Origin of the sequence: Clostridium sp. AM34-11AC, from assembly GCF_003435375.1 — a bacterium.
GTDB lineage: Bacteria > Bacillota > Clostridia > Lachnospirales > Lachnospiraceae > Pilosibacter > Pilosibacter fragilis.
This window is the reverse complement of the sequence record NZ_QWGL01000006.1, coordinates 53,979-67,489: the sequence shown is the minus strand read 5'-3', so window position 1 is coordinate 67,489 and position 13,511 is coordinate 53,979. Positions and strand designations below refer to the sequence as shown.

16 protein-coding genes are annotated in these 13,511 nt (G+C 49.8%); 15 read left to right on the top strand and 1 reads right to left on the bottom strand.

Annotated features, from left to right (window positions below; translation table 11 throughout):
* Positions 1-357: 357 nt before the first annotated feature.
* The 10 genes from rplS to DW826_RS05975 all read left to right on the top strand — a co-directional run bounded on the left by rplS (position 358) and on the right by DW826_RS05975 (position 7,108).
* Positions 358-705 (top strand): 50S ribosomal protein L19, encoded by a 348-nt coding sequence (gene rplS, locus DW826_RS06020; protein WP_015554340.1) that lies wholly within the window; start codon positions 358-360, stop codon positions 703-705.
* Between the two features lie 378 nt (positions 706-1,083).
* Positions 1,084-1,629 (top strand): signal peptidase I, encoded by a 546-nt coding sequence (lepB, locus tag DW826_RS06015; RefSeq protein WP_117513512.1) that lies wholly within the window; start codon positions 1,084-1,086, stop codon positions 1,627-1,629.
* Between the two features lie 24 nt (positions 1,630-1,653).
* Positions 1,654-2,517 carry a ribosome biogenesis GTPase YlqF gene (ylqF, locus tag DW826_RS06010; RefSeq protein WP_117513510.1) on the top strand — a complete coding sequence of 288 codons (864 nt, stop codon included), beginning with the start codon at positions 1,654-1,656 and terminating at the stop codon, positions 2,515-2,517.
* A 138-nt stretch (positions 2,518-2,655) separates the two neighbouring features.
* Positions 2,656-3,300, top strand: coding sequence for a ribonuclease HII (locus DW826_RS06005; protein ID WP_117483158.1), 645 nt, complete (start codon positions 2,656-2,658; stop codon positions 3,298-3,300).
* A gap of 102 nt (positions 3,301-3,402) precedes the next feature.
* Positions 3,403-3,750 carry a YraN family protein gene (locus DW826_RS06000; protein ID WP_347472289.1) on the top strand — a complete coding sequence of 116 codons (348 nt, stop codon included), beginning with the start codon at positions 3,403-3,405 and terminating at the stop codon, positions 3,748-3,750.
* A 51-nt stretch (positions 3,751-3,801) separates the two neighbouring features.
* Positions 3,802-4,668 carry a peptidoglycan editing factor PgeF gene (gene pgeF / locus DW826_RS05995; protein ID WP_117471780.1) on the top strand — a complete coding sequence of 289 codons (867 nt, stop codon included), beginning with the start codon at positions 3,802-3,804 and terminating at the stop codon, positions 4,666-4,668.
* A 196-nt stretch (positions 4,669-4,864) separates the two neighbouring features.
* Positions 4,865-5,077, top strand: coding sequence for an alpha/beta-type small acid-soluble spore protein (locus tag DW826_RS05990; RefSeq protein WP_117469559.1), 213 nt, complete (start codon positions 4,865-4,867; stop codon positions 5,075-5,077).
* Between the two features lie 246 nt (positions 5,078-5,323).
* Complete coding sequence (gene rsmD, locus DW826_RS05985; RefSeq protein WP_117483156.1) at positions 5,324-5,884, top strand: 16S rRNA (guanine(966)-N(2))-methyltransferase RsmD; 561 nt, start codon at positions 5,324-5,326, stop codon at positions 5,882-5,884.
* 114 nt (positions 5,885-5,998) lie between these two features.
* Positions 5,999-6,496: a pantetheine-phosphate adenylyltransferase gene (gene coaD, locus DW826_RS05980; protein ID WP_015554446.1), complete on the top strand. Its 498-nt coding sequence runs from the start codon at positions 5,999-6,001 to the stop codon at positions 6,494-6,496.
* Between the two features lie 21 nt (positions 6,497-6,517).
* Positions 6,518-7,108 (top strand): hypothetical protein, encoded by a 591-nt coding sequence (locus DW826_RS05975; protein WP_015554447.1) that lies wholly within the window; start codon positions 6,518-6,520, stop codon positions 7,106-7,108.
* 43 nt (positions 7,109-7,151) lie between these two features.
* On the opposite strand, the gene DW826_RS05970 is transcribed toward DW826_RS05975, so the two are convergent.
* Positions 7,152-8,219 carry a hypothetical protein gene (locus tag DW826_RS05970; protein WP_117483155.1) on the bottom strand — a complete coding sequence of 356 codons (1,068 nt, stop codon included), beginning with the start codon at positions 8,217-8,219 and terminating at the stop codon, positions 7,152-7,154.
* A gap of 379 nt (positions 8,220-8,598) precedes the next feature.
* Here DW826_RS05970 and DW826_RS05965 point away from each other — a divergent pair, with 379 nt between their 5' ends.
* The 5 genes from DW826_RS05965 to DW826_RS05945 all read left to right on the top strand — a co-directional run bounded on the left by DW826_RS05965 (position 8,599) and on the right by DW826_RS05945 (position 13,502).
* The gene (locus DW826_RS05965; protein WP_347472288.1) at positions 8,599-9,345 is read left to right on the top strand and encodes a pseudouridine synthase; all 747 of its coding nucleotides are present in this window, start codon (positions 8,599-8,601) and stop codon (positions 9,343-9,345) included.
* Positions 9,342-9,998, top strand: a complete 657-nt coding sequence (locus DW826_RS05960; RefSeq protein WP_117483153.1) for an HAD family phosphatase — start codon at positions 9,342-9,344, stop codon at positions 9,996-9,998. The genes DW826_RS05965 and DW826_RS05960 overlap by 4 nt, the downstream gene beginning before the upstream one ends.
* 58 nt (positions 9,999-10,056) lie before the next feature.
* Entirely contained in the window at positions 10,057-12,027 is a 1,971-nt protein-coding gene (locus DW826_RS05955) for a YgiQ family radical SAM protein (RefSeq protein WP_117483152.1), read from the top strand.
* A 76-nt stretch (positions 12,028-12,103) separates the two neighbouring features.
* The gene (locus DW826_RS05950) at positions 12,104-12,868 is read left to right on the top strand and encodes an SDR family NAD(P)-dependent oxidoreductase (RefSeq protein WP_117483151.1); all 765 of its coding nucleotides are present in this window, start codon (positions 12,104-12,106) and stop codon (positions 12,866-12,868) included.
* Between the two features lie 61 nt (positions 12,869-12,929).
* Complete coding sequence (locus DW826_RS05945) at positions 12,930-13,502, top strand: O-linked GlcNAc transferase-like protein (protein WP_242994053.1); 573 nt, start codon at positions 12,930-12,932, stop codon at positions 13,500-13,502.
* Positions 13,503-13,511 lie beyond the last annotated feature (9 nt).

Sequence of the window (13,511 nt, the reverse complement as noted above, 5' to 3'; positions counted from 1 at the left end):
TCCACAAATATTGGTTACAGTTCAGCCATTACATCTTCTTGTTTTCATATTCATGAAAACAAGAAGCTTGGTGGTTCCACCATATGCTGATTTGGATGAAAAAGTGCTTATGCAAGCAAGCTTGCAACACACTTTCTCATTCAAACCAGCGCATGGCTGAACTGTAACAAATATTGTGCGATTTTTGAGAAAACCGCTTGCATTTTGGCTGACGGTATGGTAAAATACAAAACTGTGGTATCCGAAAGACGGGGAAATCCTGTCGATACGGAGGCTTAAATCATAAGAGATGGTCCGCTGCCGCAGGAAAAGATGATGCGGGTAAGAACATCGAATACTTTAAGGAGGTTCATATCAATGAACGACATTATCAAGAACATCGAAGCTGCACAGTTAAAAGAGTCTGTACCGAGCTTCAACGTAGGTGACACTGTAAGAGTATCCGCTAAGATCAAAGAGGGAAACCGTGAGAGAATCCAGGTTTTCGAGGGTACAGTTATCAAGAGACAGAACGGCGGCGTTAGAGAGACTTTCACAGTAAGAAAGAACTCCAACGGTATCGGCGTTGAGAAGACATGGCCGCTTCATTCCCCGTCTGTTGAGAACGTTGAGGTTGTTAGAAGAGGTAAAGTTCGTCGTGCAAAACTTTACTACTTAAGAACAAGAGTAGGTAAGGCAGCAAAGGTTAAAGAATTAGTAAAATAATTCATAACTGTACAGAGAGTCAGTAGATCAAAGGGGCAATGAAAATTGTCCCTTTGTTTTTAATGTAACAGGAAATTCCGAGGAATTCCCTGTTACATTAAAAGGCACTAACGTGCCAAGGATGCGCACTCGTGCGAAGATGTAGATTGTCGCAAGCGACCGCGCGAGGCGCGAGAATGTGCCAAGGCACATTCTTTTTATATGAAAGTGTTGTTAAGCGGATGACCAGACTGCGTACTTGCGCGCAAGGATGGGCAGACATTTGACAGCCAAGCCGATATAAGTAAGCAGGGCGATAGCCCGGATTACGAATTTTGGCGGCAATTGTGGGAGTGACTTAGTCACGGAACAATTGCCTTTCAGAGAGGGGGCCTCGCCATGGAATTTTTTGAGGAAAAGGAATCGAACAGACTTCACTGGCTCACGGAATGGGCGGTCGACTGCGCAGTCATGGTTGCCCTTGCGTGTTATCTTGTGTTTTGTTTTGGAAGCAGGATTGAGATGAATGGAAGTTCCATGAAGCCCGTGCTGGAATCCGGAGATGTGGTATTGATGAACCGCCTGTCCTACGATATCGGGAAACCGAACCGGCTTGATGTCGTTGTGTTTGAGCGGGAAGGGCAGCAGCCTGGAATCAAGCGGATCATCGGACTTCCGGGGGAAACGGTCCAGATCAAAAACGGGTCCATCTATATCAATGGGGAACTCTTAAAGGCGCAGGACGGTCTTGGTGAGGCCACGATCGCCGGGGCAGCCGAATATCCGGTGGAGCTTGGGGAGGATGAATATTTTCTCCTGGGAGACAACCGGGAATCAAGTGAAGACAGCCGGTTTTCCGGCATTGGAAATATAAAACGGGAAAATCTCATCGGACGCGTCTGGCTGCGGTTTCAGCCATTTTCCAGACTTGGTTTCGTCCGGTAGCAGGAAAGGACGGAGACAATTACTATGAATATACAGTGGTATCCAGGCCATATGACAAAGGCAAAACGCGCCATGAAAGAGGATGTGAAGCTTGTAGACCTCGTGATCGAGCTTGTGGACGCGCGAGCACCGTTAGCCAGCCGTAATCCGGATATTGACAGTCTCGCGGCGGGAAAAGGCCGGGTGATCCTTTTAAACAAAGCAGACCTCGCTTCCGAGAAGGCAAACGCGGCGTGGATCGCCTACTTTGAGAGTCAGGGCTTCCAGGTCATGAAGATCGACGCGAGGGCGAAGGCAACCTTAAAGCAGTTGAATGCCCTGATCCAGGAGGCATGCAAGGAGAAGATCGAGCGCGACAGAAGACGCGGAATCTTAAACCGCCCGGTACGCGCCATGGTGGTGGGGATCCCAAATGTAGGAAAATCCACCTTTATCAACAGCTTTGCCGGAAAGGCGGCTGCGAAGACCGGAAATAAGCCTGGCGTTACAAAAGGAAACCAGTGGATCCGCTTAAATAAGCAGGTGGAGCTTCTTGATACCCCAGGTATCTTATGGCCGAAATTTGAGGACCAGAGAGTGGGACTTTTACTGGCGTTTCTGGGTTCTATCAACGACGAGATCTTGGAAAAAGATGAGCTGGCATCAGAGCTTGCGGATTATCTTAGGAATATCACTCCGGGACTTTTAAAGGAGCGTTATGGAATCGAGGAGGACGGAAAGAAACCGTATGAGCTTCTCGATGAAATCGCGACAGCCCGTGCATGCCTGACGAAAGGCGGAGTGAATGATCTCACGAAGGCAGCGAGACTGCTGCTCGATGAATTCCGGGGCGGAAAGCTCGGAAGGATTACGCTGGAGATGCCGGAAAAGAAAGAAGAAGCGGAATAGTATAGAACTCTGAAAATACAGAGGTATGCAGATATTTCCCGGAAACACTCAGATGATGACTGTTTTGATGAAATTAAAGGGAGAAAATCTGTGCATACAGGCAGAGAAATTATGTGAAGATAAGGAGCTGGGCAGAATATGGCAAGACGGGTGCTGACGGGAGAAAAACTGGAGAAGGAACTGGAACGTCTCTCTCTTATGCGGGAATTCGAAAGACAGTATGAGGATTGCGCGTTCATCTGCGGAATCGATGAGGCAGGCCGTGGACCTCTTGCGGGCCCTGTAGCAGCTGGCGCGGCGATTCTGCCGAAGGATTGCCGGATCCTTTATCTGAATGACTCAAAGAAGCTCTCTGAGAGCCGACGGGAGGAACTATTCCTGGAGATCAAGGAGAAAGCCATCGCCTGGTCGGTGGGGATCGTGGGTCCGGAGCGGATCGATGAGATCAACATCTTGCAGGCAACCTACGAGGCGATGCGACAGGCCATCTCGAAGCTCGATCCGGTGCCGCAGGTCCTCTTAAACGACGCGGTGACGATCCCGGGCGTTGCGATTCCCCAGGTGCCGATCATCAAGGGCGACGCGAAGAGCGTTTCTATCGCGGCAGCCAGCATCCTCGCAAAGGTGACCAGGGACCATATGATGGAGGAGTACGATAAAGATTATCCGGAGTATGGTTTCGCGAAGCATAAAGGATACGGAACTCCGGCGCATATCACGGCGCTCAAGGAGTTTGGTCTGACACCGATCCACAGACGGACGTTTATTACCAAATTCGTATAAATTGGCAGGCTCGAGGATCAGGTGTAAAGAGAGAATAAAAATGTTTATGCGGCTGCAGGAGATGAGCTGTATGACTGCATTGTCGTAAATCGGGGGATGAGTGTGACAAAGAACAATCGGGCAAAAGGCAGCATCTATGAGGAAAAGATCGCTGCCTTTTTAAAACAGAGCGGATTTGTGATCCTGGAGAGGAATTACCGCTGCAAGCAGGGCGAGATTGACATTATCGCGAAGGACGGAAAATATTTCGTGTTTATCGAGGTGAAATTCCGTGCCAGCGGTTCGGCTGGCTTTTCGCTGGAAGCTATCGATCACAGAAAGACCATGCGGATCCGGAACGCGGCGGTGTATTATCTGTTTTCCCATCACCTTCCGGAGGAGACTCCGTGCCGGTTTGATGCGGCGGGGATCGATGGGGAAGAGATCACATATATCAGAAATGCTTTTTAATGAAATAGTCTTATGTTTTTTGCATGAGATATCTCGGAAAGGGGAAAATTTATGAATCAGTGGATCAGAAAAACAGATGCGGCGGATCATATGAGAGAAGTGACAAAGAGCGGTGTCACATATCTGACATTTCCGGTACTTGATGCCACGGGAATCGTTACTCACGCGTTCTCCACGAGAATGGGCGGTGTCAGCGAGGGCTGGTATTCGACCATGAATTTTTCCTTTACCCGCGGTGATAACCGGGAACATGTGCTGGAGAATTACAGCAGGATGGCGGCGGCTCTCGGTGTAGACCGGGAAAAAATGGTCTTAACCTGGCAGACCCACACGACAAATATCCGAGTCGTCTCCGCGGATGATCTCGGAAAAGGCGTTGTGAAGGACCGGGACTACCGGGATATCGACGGACTTCTGACGAACATGCCGGGCGTGACGCTTGTGACATTTTTTGCGGACTGTGTCCCGTTATATTTTGTAGATCCGAAACACCATGCCATTGGTCTCGCACATTCCGGCTGGCGAGGAACCGTGAACCGCATGGGGGAAAAGATGATACATGCGATGAAGCAGGAATACGGAACTGTCCCGGAAGACCTGATCTGCTGCGTGGGACCGAGTATCTGCAGCGACTGTTATGAGGTTGGGGAAGATGTGGCGGACAACTTTCGTGATGCATTTTCGAAAGAGGATTGTGAACACATTGTCTTCCCGTCTAAGAGCGGCGTGATCGGGAAGCGTCAGCTGGATCTCTGGGAGGCAAATCGCCGGATCCTGATGGAAGCCGGAGTGCCGTCAAAGAATATTTCCGTCACAGATATCTGCACAAAGTGCAACCCGGATAAGCTGTTTTCCCACAGGGCGATGGGGGAGAAACGAGGGAATCTCTGCGCGTTTCTTGCACTTAAAGAGAGATAAAAAGTCTCGAAGCCGCTGATATTGAATTGCAGGCAGAGCCGACAGACAGCACGAAGTGGTTGAATTGCAAGAAAACGACATTTCACACAAAACCTTCCAGTGTATTATTTTTCAGGACGATCATACTAGGAACGTACCATCAAACATGCCCGATGCGAAAGCAGGAAAGGCATTACACTAAAAGGAGGCGTATCTTATGTCTAACACAAGCAGTTCTTCTAACCGTGTAGTAGTTCCGGAAGCAAAGGAAGCGATGGACAAATTCAAAATGGAGATCGCAGATGAGCTCGGAGTACCGCTCACAAACGGCTACAACGGCAATCTGACTTCTTACCAGAACGGCAGCGTCGGCGGCTATATGGTCAAGAAGATGATCGAAGAGCAGGAAAAGAAGATGGCAGGTAAATAAAGCCTGAGCATCCGGAAAGCCTTCGCAGGAAAGACGGGACCTCATCAGTTCCATCTGCCCTGTGAGGGCTTTTTCCGTGTCACGGTTCACGCCTTGCGCAGACAGTGACTGAGTATGTTACAGCAAAAAATACTTGTATAATAGAAAGAATGCGATTATAATGGGTATGCTTTCTTACGGTCAGCGCAGCAAGTGCGCAGACCTGCTGAACAGTTACGAATAATTGCAATATTCAGAGGTTGAAATATGAGAGTGATTGCAGGCAGCGCGAGACGGCTGCTTTTAAAGACGGTGGATGGAATGGAGACAAGACCCACCACGGACCGGATAAAAGAGACCCTGTTCAATATGCTTCAGAATGACCTTTACGGGGCAAGATTCCTGGATCTTTTCGCGGGAAGCGGCGCGATTGGAATCGAGGCATTAAGCCGCGGGGCGAAGGAAGCGGTCTTTGTCGATAAGGGTGACGGACAGATTTCCTGCATCCGGGAGAATTTAAAGACAACCCACCTGGAAGAAAAGGCCAGGGTTATGTCTGCGGATGTGACAGAGGCAGTTCGGAGACTTGACCGGGATGGAAAGTCGTTTGACTTTATCTTTATGGATCCACCGTACCGGATGGATCTTCCGAAAAAAGTCCTTGAGGCATTAAAGGACACCTGTCTCGCGGACGAAGAGACGCTGATCATCGCTGAGGAAGCTCTTGACGTGGATTTTTCCTGGGCTGGTGCACTCGGGTATGAGATCGTGAAGATCAAAGAATATAAGACGAATAAACATGTTTTCCTTAAAGTTAAGGAAGTGTAATGAAGCGACCAGTACGAATGACAGATCACAGGCTGGAAATTACCAGAACAAAGCCAGAAAAAACACATAAAATGGGGAGATAAACCGCAGCAGCCTGCGGCATAGACAAAAATCATGAAGACAGCAATCTATCCGGGAAGTTTTGACCCGGTCACACTGGGACATATCGATGTTATCAAGAGGGCATCAAAATTATTCGATCATCTGATCATCGGCGTTCTCAATAATCGCGCGAAAACGCCATTGTTTTCTGTGGAAGAACGTGTTAAGATGTTAGAAGAGGTCACAAAAGACATTCCGAACGTGGAGGTAAAGAGCTTTGCGGGACTTACCGTTGACTTTGCGAAGGAATGCAACGCCAACGCCGTTGTCCGTGGACTCCGCGCGATCACTGACTTCGAATATGAACTCCAGATCGCCCAGTTAAACCGCGTGATGGATACCAGCATAGACACAGTATTTCTGACCACGAGCCTTGAGTACGCGTACTTAAGTTCCAGTACCGTAAAGGAAGTTGCGGCTTACGGCGGGGATATTTCGAATTTTGTAACACCTTATGTGGCGGATGAAGTACATAAGAGACTGCGTGAGAGACAAGGCAGTCAGGTGTAAGGGAAAGGAAAAGGAAACGACATGAGCAGAATTGAACAGTTAATCAATGAAATTGAGGAATATATCGACAGCTGTAAATTTCAGCCGTTATCTACAACAAAGATCATCGTAAATAAAGAGGAGCTGGACGAGCTTTTAGTGGAGCTTCGCTTAAGAATCCCGGATGAGATCAAGCAGTATCAGAAGATCATCAGCAACCAGGATGCGATCCTCTCTGATGCCCACAGCAAGGCAGACGCAATGCTCGCAGAGGCGACTGCCCAGACAAACGAGCTTGTAAACGAGCACGAGATCATGCAGAGAGCTTACGCTCAGGCAAATGAGATCATCGAGCAGGCTCAGGCCCAGGCTCAGGCCATCGTTGACAAAGCAGTCGCTGACGCGAACAATGTCCGTCAGGGATCTATCCAGTACACAGATGATATGTTAAAGAGCCTTCAGACAATTATGAACCACACAATGGAAGGCGCCCAGGGTCGTTTCGATGCGTTCATGAACTCCATGAAGTCCAGCTACGATATCGTTTCCTCCAACAGAAAGGAACTTTCCTCCGGAATCATCACAGAGAAAGAGGAAGACGCTGCGCCGGAGACCGAGGGTAAGAACGCTTAATGCAGTCAGTCTGTACAGAATCGCTGATGGAAACAAAACGAATTTAAAATATGGAAAAACGCAGAACACCGGTGAGGACTGCCATGACGGCAGCTGTCAGGGAGGCGTGGGCAATTTTCCAGAGAAGATACTGCCGGATGGAGAGTCCGGCAGTTTTTTCGTGCACAGAATTCTGCCGGCCGCCGCAGGAGATCGTCCTGCCGGCGGATCCCGATGAGGATCGGTGTATCCGGATCACTGCATTTGTCTGCGACATGGCGGAAAAGCCGCCGAAGGAGAAGACAGCAGCAGCTGCAATTGCAGAATATGGGTATGTAAGGGAAGCGCTGACTGCACGGATCCCTGTCGTGATCTCCAGTGTACCAGAGAAAAACAGGCGGACTGGGGCTGGAATCTCAGGATTATTCCGGATCACAAGAATCAAAATGGAATAAAAGACCAGATAGCCGCCGATCTTTACAAGAATCTCTGCGGAGTTCAGGATAGCGGCATCCAGGGAAAGTACAGAACTGGACGATTTATCGGATCGTGTGGGTTTTGAAAAAAGCGCACTGGTGAAATCCAGCGTTGGACGTTGTTGGAGAATACCGAAATTTTCCTGGATGGATTCAGGATTAAAAGGCGCTCGATAAATGAAGTGTGCCGGGATAGCGAGCAGCAGGAGCGGCATGTAAATGGCAAAGACAAAGCACAAAAGCGGTAATTGAGCGGCAAACATGGGATAGACGAAACCTGCGAGAAACATCGGACTCGGGTGATTACAGAGGGCGAAGAGAAACTTTGCCTCGCTGGAGCTGAGCCGCCCTTCCGCGAGAAAGTCCGCACACGTTTTTGCCCCCATAGGACAGCCGCAGAGGAGCCCTGTGAGGAGGACATACCATCCGTCTGCAGACAGCCCGCAGAAACGGAAAACCACCGTAAACGGCTGCATGAGCCGGGAGATCCCACCGGAGGCAGAGAGGACGGATGACAGAACCATAAATGGAAACAGCGCCGGTACCACTGCAGAATACCACAAAAGAAGTCCTGCAGCTGCACCTTTTGTCACAAGGTCCGCATGAAAGATCATAAAAAGCAGGGAGAAAAGAGCCAGGATCGATGTCTTTGTCATAAATACTCCTAATAAGGATATTTTGATCAGGTTTACCGGGCGCCACCAGATAGTTACAGTTCAGCCATTACATCTTCTTGTTTTCATATTCATGAAAACAAGAAGCCTGGTGGTTCCACCATATGCTGATTTGGATGAAAAAGTGCTTATGCAAGCAAGCTTGCAACACACTTTCTCATTCAAACCAGCGCATGGCTGAACTGTAACACCAGATAAACTCTTTCTATTATTTTCATTGTACTTTCACCGGAATTTTGATATGATAAAGATAGTGTGCTTTTTTATTTAAAAGTCCATATTTTCCGGGAATTCTGCATTTCCCAATAGAATGAATACGGACTGGACCAGAAAAGCACGGGATTCGGAAGGAGAGAAATACTTGGAAAAAGCAATCCGGTTGGATAAATATCTGGCTGACATGGGAAAAGGCACGAGGACGGAGCTCAAGGAGATGATCAGGAGAGGACGGATCACGGTGAACGGTGTGATCGTAAAAAAGCCTGAGACGAAGATAAAGAAAGGCGAAGACACGATCTGTCTTGACAATGCACCGGTGGAGTATGTGGAACTGGAATATTACCTTTTAAATAAACCCCAGGGTGTGATCTCCGCGACGGAGGACCGCCGCAGGGAGACGGTTGTGGATCTGATTGACGAAAAGAGCAGAAAAGACCTGTTCCCGGTGGGACGCCTGGATATCGATACGGAAGGCCTGCTTCTCATTACAAACGACGGGGCGCTGGCCCACCGACTCCTCGCGCCGGGACATCATGTGGACAAGGTGTACGAGGCGAGATGTGAGGGACTTGTCCCGGACGAGGCAGTGCAGAGGTTCCGGGAAGGAATGACGCTCGCAGACGGACTTTCCTGCATGCCTGCGGAACTTGAAATTTTAGAGCGGAAACCGGAAGATCCGGAGATGGGAACGGCTGCGGAGAGTCTTGTACGACTCACGCTTCACGAGGGGAAATTCCATCAGGTTAAGCGCATGATGGAGGAGACCGGCTGTCCGGTGCTTCACTTAAAACGCCTGTCTATGGGGCCGCTGAAGCTCGATGATGCTTTAAAGACCGGGGAATACCGGAAACTGACGGATAAAGAACGGGAGTTGTTGGAAAACTTATGATAAAGAATTTTTTGGAAAATAAAAAGGCGATGCTTTTTGATCTGGATGGGACCCTGGTGGATTCCATGTGGATGTGGGAGGCGATCGATATCGAATTTTTGGGAGCTTACGGCTATGAATGCCCGGATGATATCCAGAGAGCGATCGAGGGAATGAGCTTTTCGGAGACGGCGGTATATTTTAAGGAGCGGTTTGATCTCCCGTTAAGTCTTGAGGAGATCAAGGCGGTCTGGACCCGGATGTCGATCGACAAGTACCGTCATGAAGTGCCCTTGAAGCCGGGTGTGCTGGAATTTTTAAAATACTGTAAGGAGAACGGGATCCGCACAGGGATCGGGACCAGCAACGGAAGCGAGATCGTAGATGCGGTCCTGACATCTTTGAATGTGAAAGAGTACTTTGATGCGGTGGTGACAGCCTGTGAGGTGGCTCACGGAAAGCCGGAGCCGGATATCTACCTCGAAGTCGCAAAGCGTCTTGGTGTGCAGCCGGAGAACTGCCTCGTGTTTGAGGATATCCCGGCGGGGATCATGGCAGGCAAAGCGGCGGGGATGCCGGTGATCGCCGTGGAGGATGATTTTTCGGCAGATCTGATGGATGAGAAGAGAGAGCTTGCGGACGCGGTGATCTCCGATTACAGAGAATTACTGTAGTTTTTATAAGATTGGCTCATTTGCCGGTTCAACAATAAAATGAATAAGGACATAACATATGATACATGATTTTCTCCCGGTATGCCGGGCAGATATGGAAAAAAGAGGCTGGGACCAGTGTGATTTCGTCTATGTATGTGGAGACGCCTATGTGGACCATCCGTCCTTCGGTTCAGCAATTATCAGCCGTGTGCTGGAATCCTACGGATACAAGGTCGGGATCATCGCCCAGCCGGACTGGAAGGACAAAGAGAGCATCCAGGTTCTCGGAAGACCGCGTCTCGGCTTCCTCGTGAGCGCCGGAAATATGGACTCCATGGTAAACCATTATTCCGTCTCAAAAAGACGCCGCGATAAGGATTCCTACACGCCGGGCGGTGTTATGGGAAAGCGGCCGGATTACGCGGCGGTGGTTTACTGCAACCTGATCCGTTCCGTTTATAAGGATATCCCCATCGTGATCGGCGGGATCGAGGCGAGCTTACGGCGCCTGGCCCACTATGATTACTGGTCGAACAAGGTGAAGCACTCGATCCTCGTGGATTCCCAGGCAGACCTGATCTCTTACGGAATGGGCGAGAAGTCTATCGTTGAGATCGCGGACGCGCTGAACTCCGGTCTTGATGTGAAGGATATCACATTTATCGACGGAACTGTCTATAAGACAGACAGTCTGGATTCCGTATACGATGCGGTTACCCTGCCGTCCTATGATGAGATCAAAACAGATAAGAGACGTTATGCGGAAAGCTTCAATATCCAGTATAAAAATACGGATGCCTTTTCGGGAAAACGTCTTGTGGAGCAGTACCGGGACAACCTTTATGTTGTCCAGAACCCACCGGCAAAACCGCTTTCTGTTCAGGAGATGGATGATGTCTACGCACTTCCTTATATGAGGCGGTGGCATCCGTCCTACGATGCGGCAGGAGGGATCCCGGCGTTCTCGGAGGTGAAATTCAGCCTGATCAGCAACCGTGGCTGCTTCGGCGGCTGCAGCTTCTGTGCGCTGACGTTCCATCAGGGGCGTATTATTCAGGTACGAAGCCACGAATCGATTATCGATGAGGCGAAATACCTGACAAAGGAACCTGATTTTAAGGGATACATCCACGATGTGGGCGGCCCGACGGCGAACTTCCGCTTTCCGGCCTGCAAAAAACAGCTGAAATACGGAGCATGTCCTGGAAAACAGTGCCTCTTCCCGAAGCCGTGCGAAAACCTGATCGCGGACCATACGGATTATATCGCCCTCTTAAGAAAACTCCGGGCGCTGCCGAAAGTGAAAAAGGTGTTTATCCGTTCCGGCATCCGTTTCGACTATGTTCTCGCGGACAAGAAAAAGGATTTCTTAAGAGAACTCTGCATGTACCATGTCAGCGGACAGCTGAAGGTCGCCCCGGAGCATGTCTCGGATCAGGTGCTCAGACTTCTCGGAAAGCCGGAGAATTCCGTCTATGAGAAGTTTGCTCAGGAATATAAAAAGATGAATGAGAAGCTGGGATTAAAGCAGTATCTCGTTCCATACCTGATGTCCTCCCACCCGGGTTCCACCTTGAAAGAGGCGGTGGAGCTTGCGGAACACTTAAGGGATCTTGGATACATGCCGGAGCAGGTACAGGATTTTTACCCGACACCGTCGACGATCTCTACATGTATGTACTATACAGGGCTGGACCCGCGGACGATGGAACCGGTCTATGTGCCGACGAATCCGCATGAGAAGGCGATGCAGCGTGCCCTGATCCAGTACCGGAATCCGGACAACTATGATCTTGTAAAAGAGGCACTGATCAAGGCCGGAAGAGAGGATCTCATCGGATTTGACCAGAAATGCCTGATCAAGCCAAGGAAGATAACGAAGGACATCGCAGATAGAAAAAAAGTCGGAACGAGGACCGGAAAAAAGACCGGGAACGGGAAAACGGAAGGAAAAAGCCGCCAGGTCTTATCCGGCAGGGCAAAGGGAATGGCCGGACAGACCGGTGGGAGAAGACCGAAGCCGAAGCAGGGAGGACGAAAGAAATAACGGCGTTATCCTGCGCGGATCTGTAAAAAGATGAGCATTGATACAGCTCGACCATATTTTTAGAAAGGCAGATTTCATGAGTGGAAAAAAGATTGCGATCGTGACCGGCGCGTCGTCGGGAATGGGAAGGGAGATGGTGTATCTCCTTGCGGATCACTTTGCGGCACTGGAGGAGATCTGGGTCATCGCCAGACGAAAGGACCGCCTGGAGGAGCTCGTTGGAAAGGTTCCTGTATCCTTGCGGATCCTGCCGTTCGATCTTTCAGGCGAGGAAGACCTCCGCAGGCTTTCCGGACTTTTAAAGCAGGAACAGCCGAATGTGAAGATCCTCGTAAATGGCGCGGGATACGGAAAGACAGGTGCCGCGGGAACGATCCCGCACGGTCTTTCCACCGGAATGGTGCGGTTAAACGATGAGGCTCTGGTGGCGGTGACGGAGATGGTACTTCCGTATATCTCAGGGAACAGCCGGATCATCCAGTTTGCCTCCGCGGCAGCGTTTATGCCGCAGCCGGGATTCGCGGTCTACGCCGCGTCAAAGTCCTTTGTGCTGAGCTACAGCCGGGCGTTGGCTGCCGAGTTAAAAAAGAGGGAGATCTATGTGACAGCGGTTTGTCCGGGACCTGTTGAGACGGAGTTTTTCGGGATCGCTCTCAATGGGGGAAAGCTAGCACCTATCAAGAAACTCACGATGGCAGATCCGAAAAGAGTAGTGAAAAAAGCTCTCCTGGACAGTATGAAGGGCAAACGGATCTCGGTATATGGCCCGTGGATGAAAGCATTCTATGTTATCTGCCGGATCGTTCCGCATGAGATTCTGATGGGGTTTATCAACTGGTAACCTCCGGCTGCGGGACAGAGCACTGAAAATTTACAAAGTATAGCAGAAAAGAGGGAAAAACTTGAAATTACGACTGGAAAAAGGAACTTACCGTTACCGTACCGCCCATAAGAAACGTCAGCTTTTCTTTGTGGTACTGTTTATTCTGGCGATCGTTGCGCAGCTTATTTTAAGAAACTTTATCACGGCGCAGATCTATAAAAATCTTGTCACGATCAGTGCGATCCTCACGGTGCTGCCGATGGCAAACCTCGCATCCCCTCTGGTGGTTGCAGCGAGGATCCCGGAGGTCCCGGCGGAATTTCACGACGCGTGTGTTCCATACGAGGAGGAATTTCCGATCTTATACGATCTGATCATTACATCGAATGACCTGATCATGCCGGTGGACGCTGCGGTGGTCCATCCGACCGGGGTCTACCTCTACTGTCCGAACAAAAACGTGGACAGGAGGAAGGCGGAAAAATTCTTAAACGAGATGCTGGTGGGCTGGAAGCTGGACGGAAACGCGAAGGTCATGAACGAGGAGAAAAAGTTTCTCCGGCGGCTTTCTGAGCTTAAGACCGTTACAGAGGAAGAGGATGACGGAAGCGCTCCACATGTTTTAAAGTTATTAAAGAGTCTTTCCATGTAGGGGAATAAA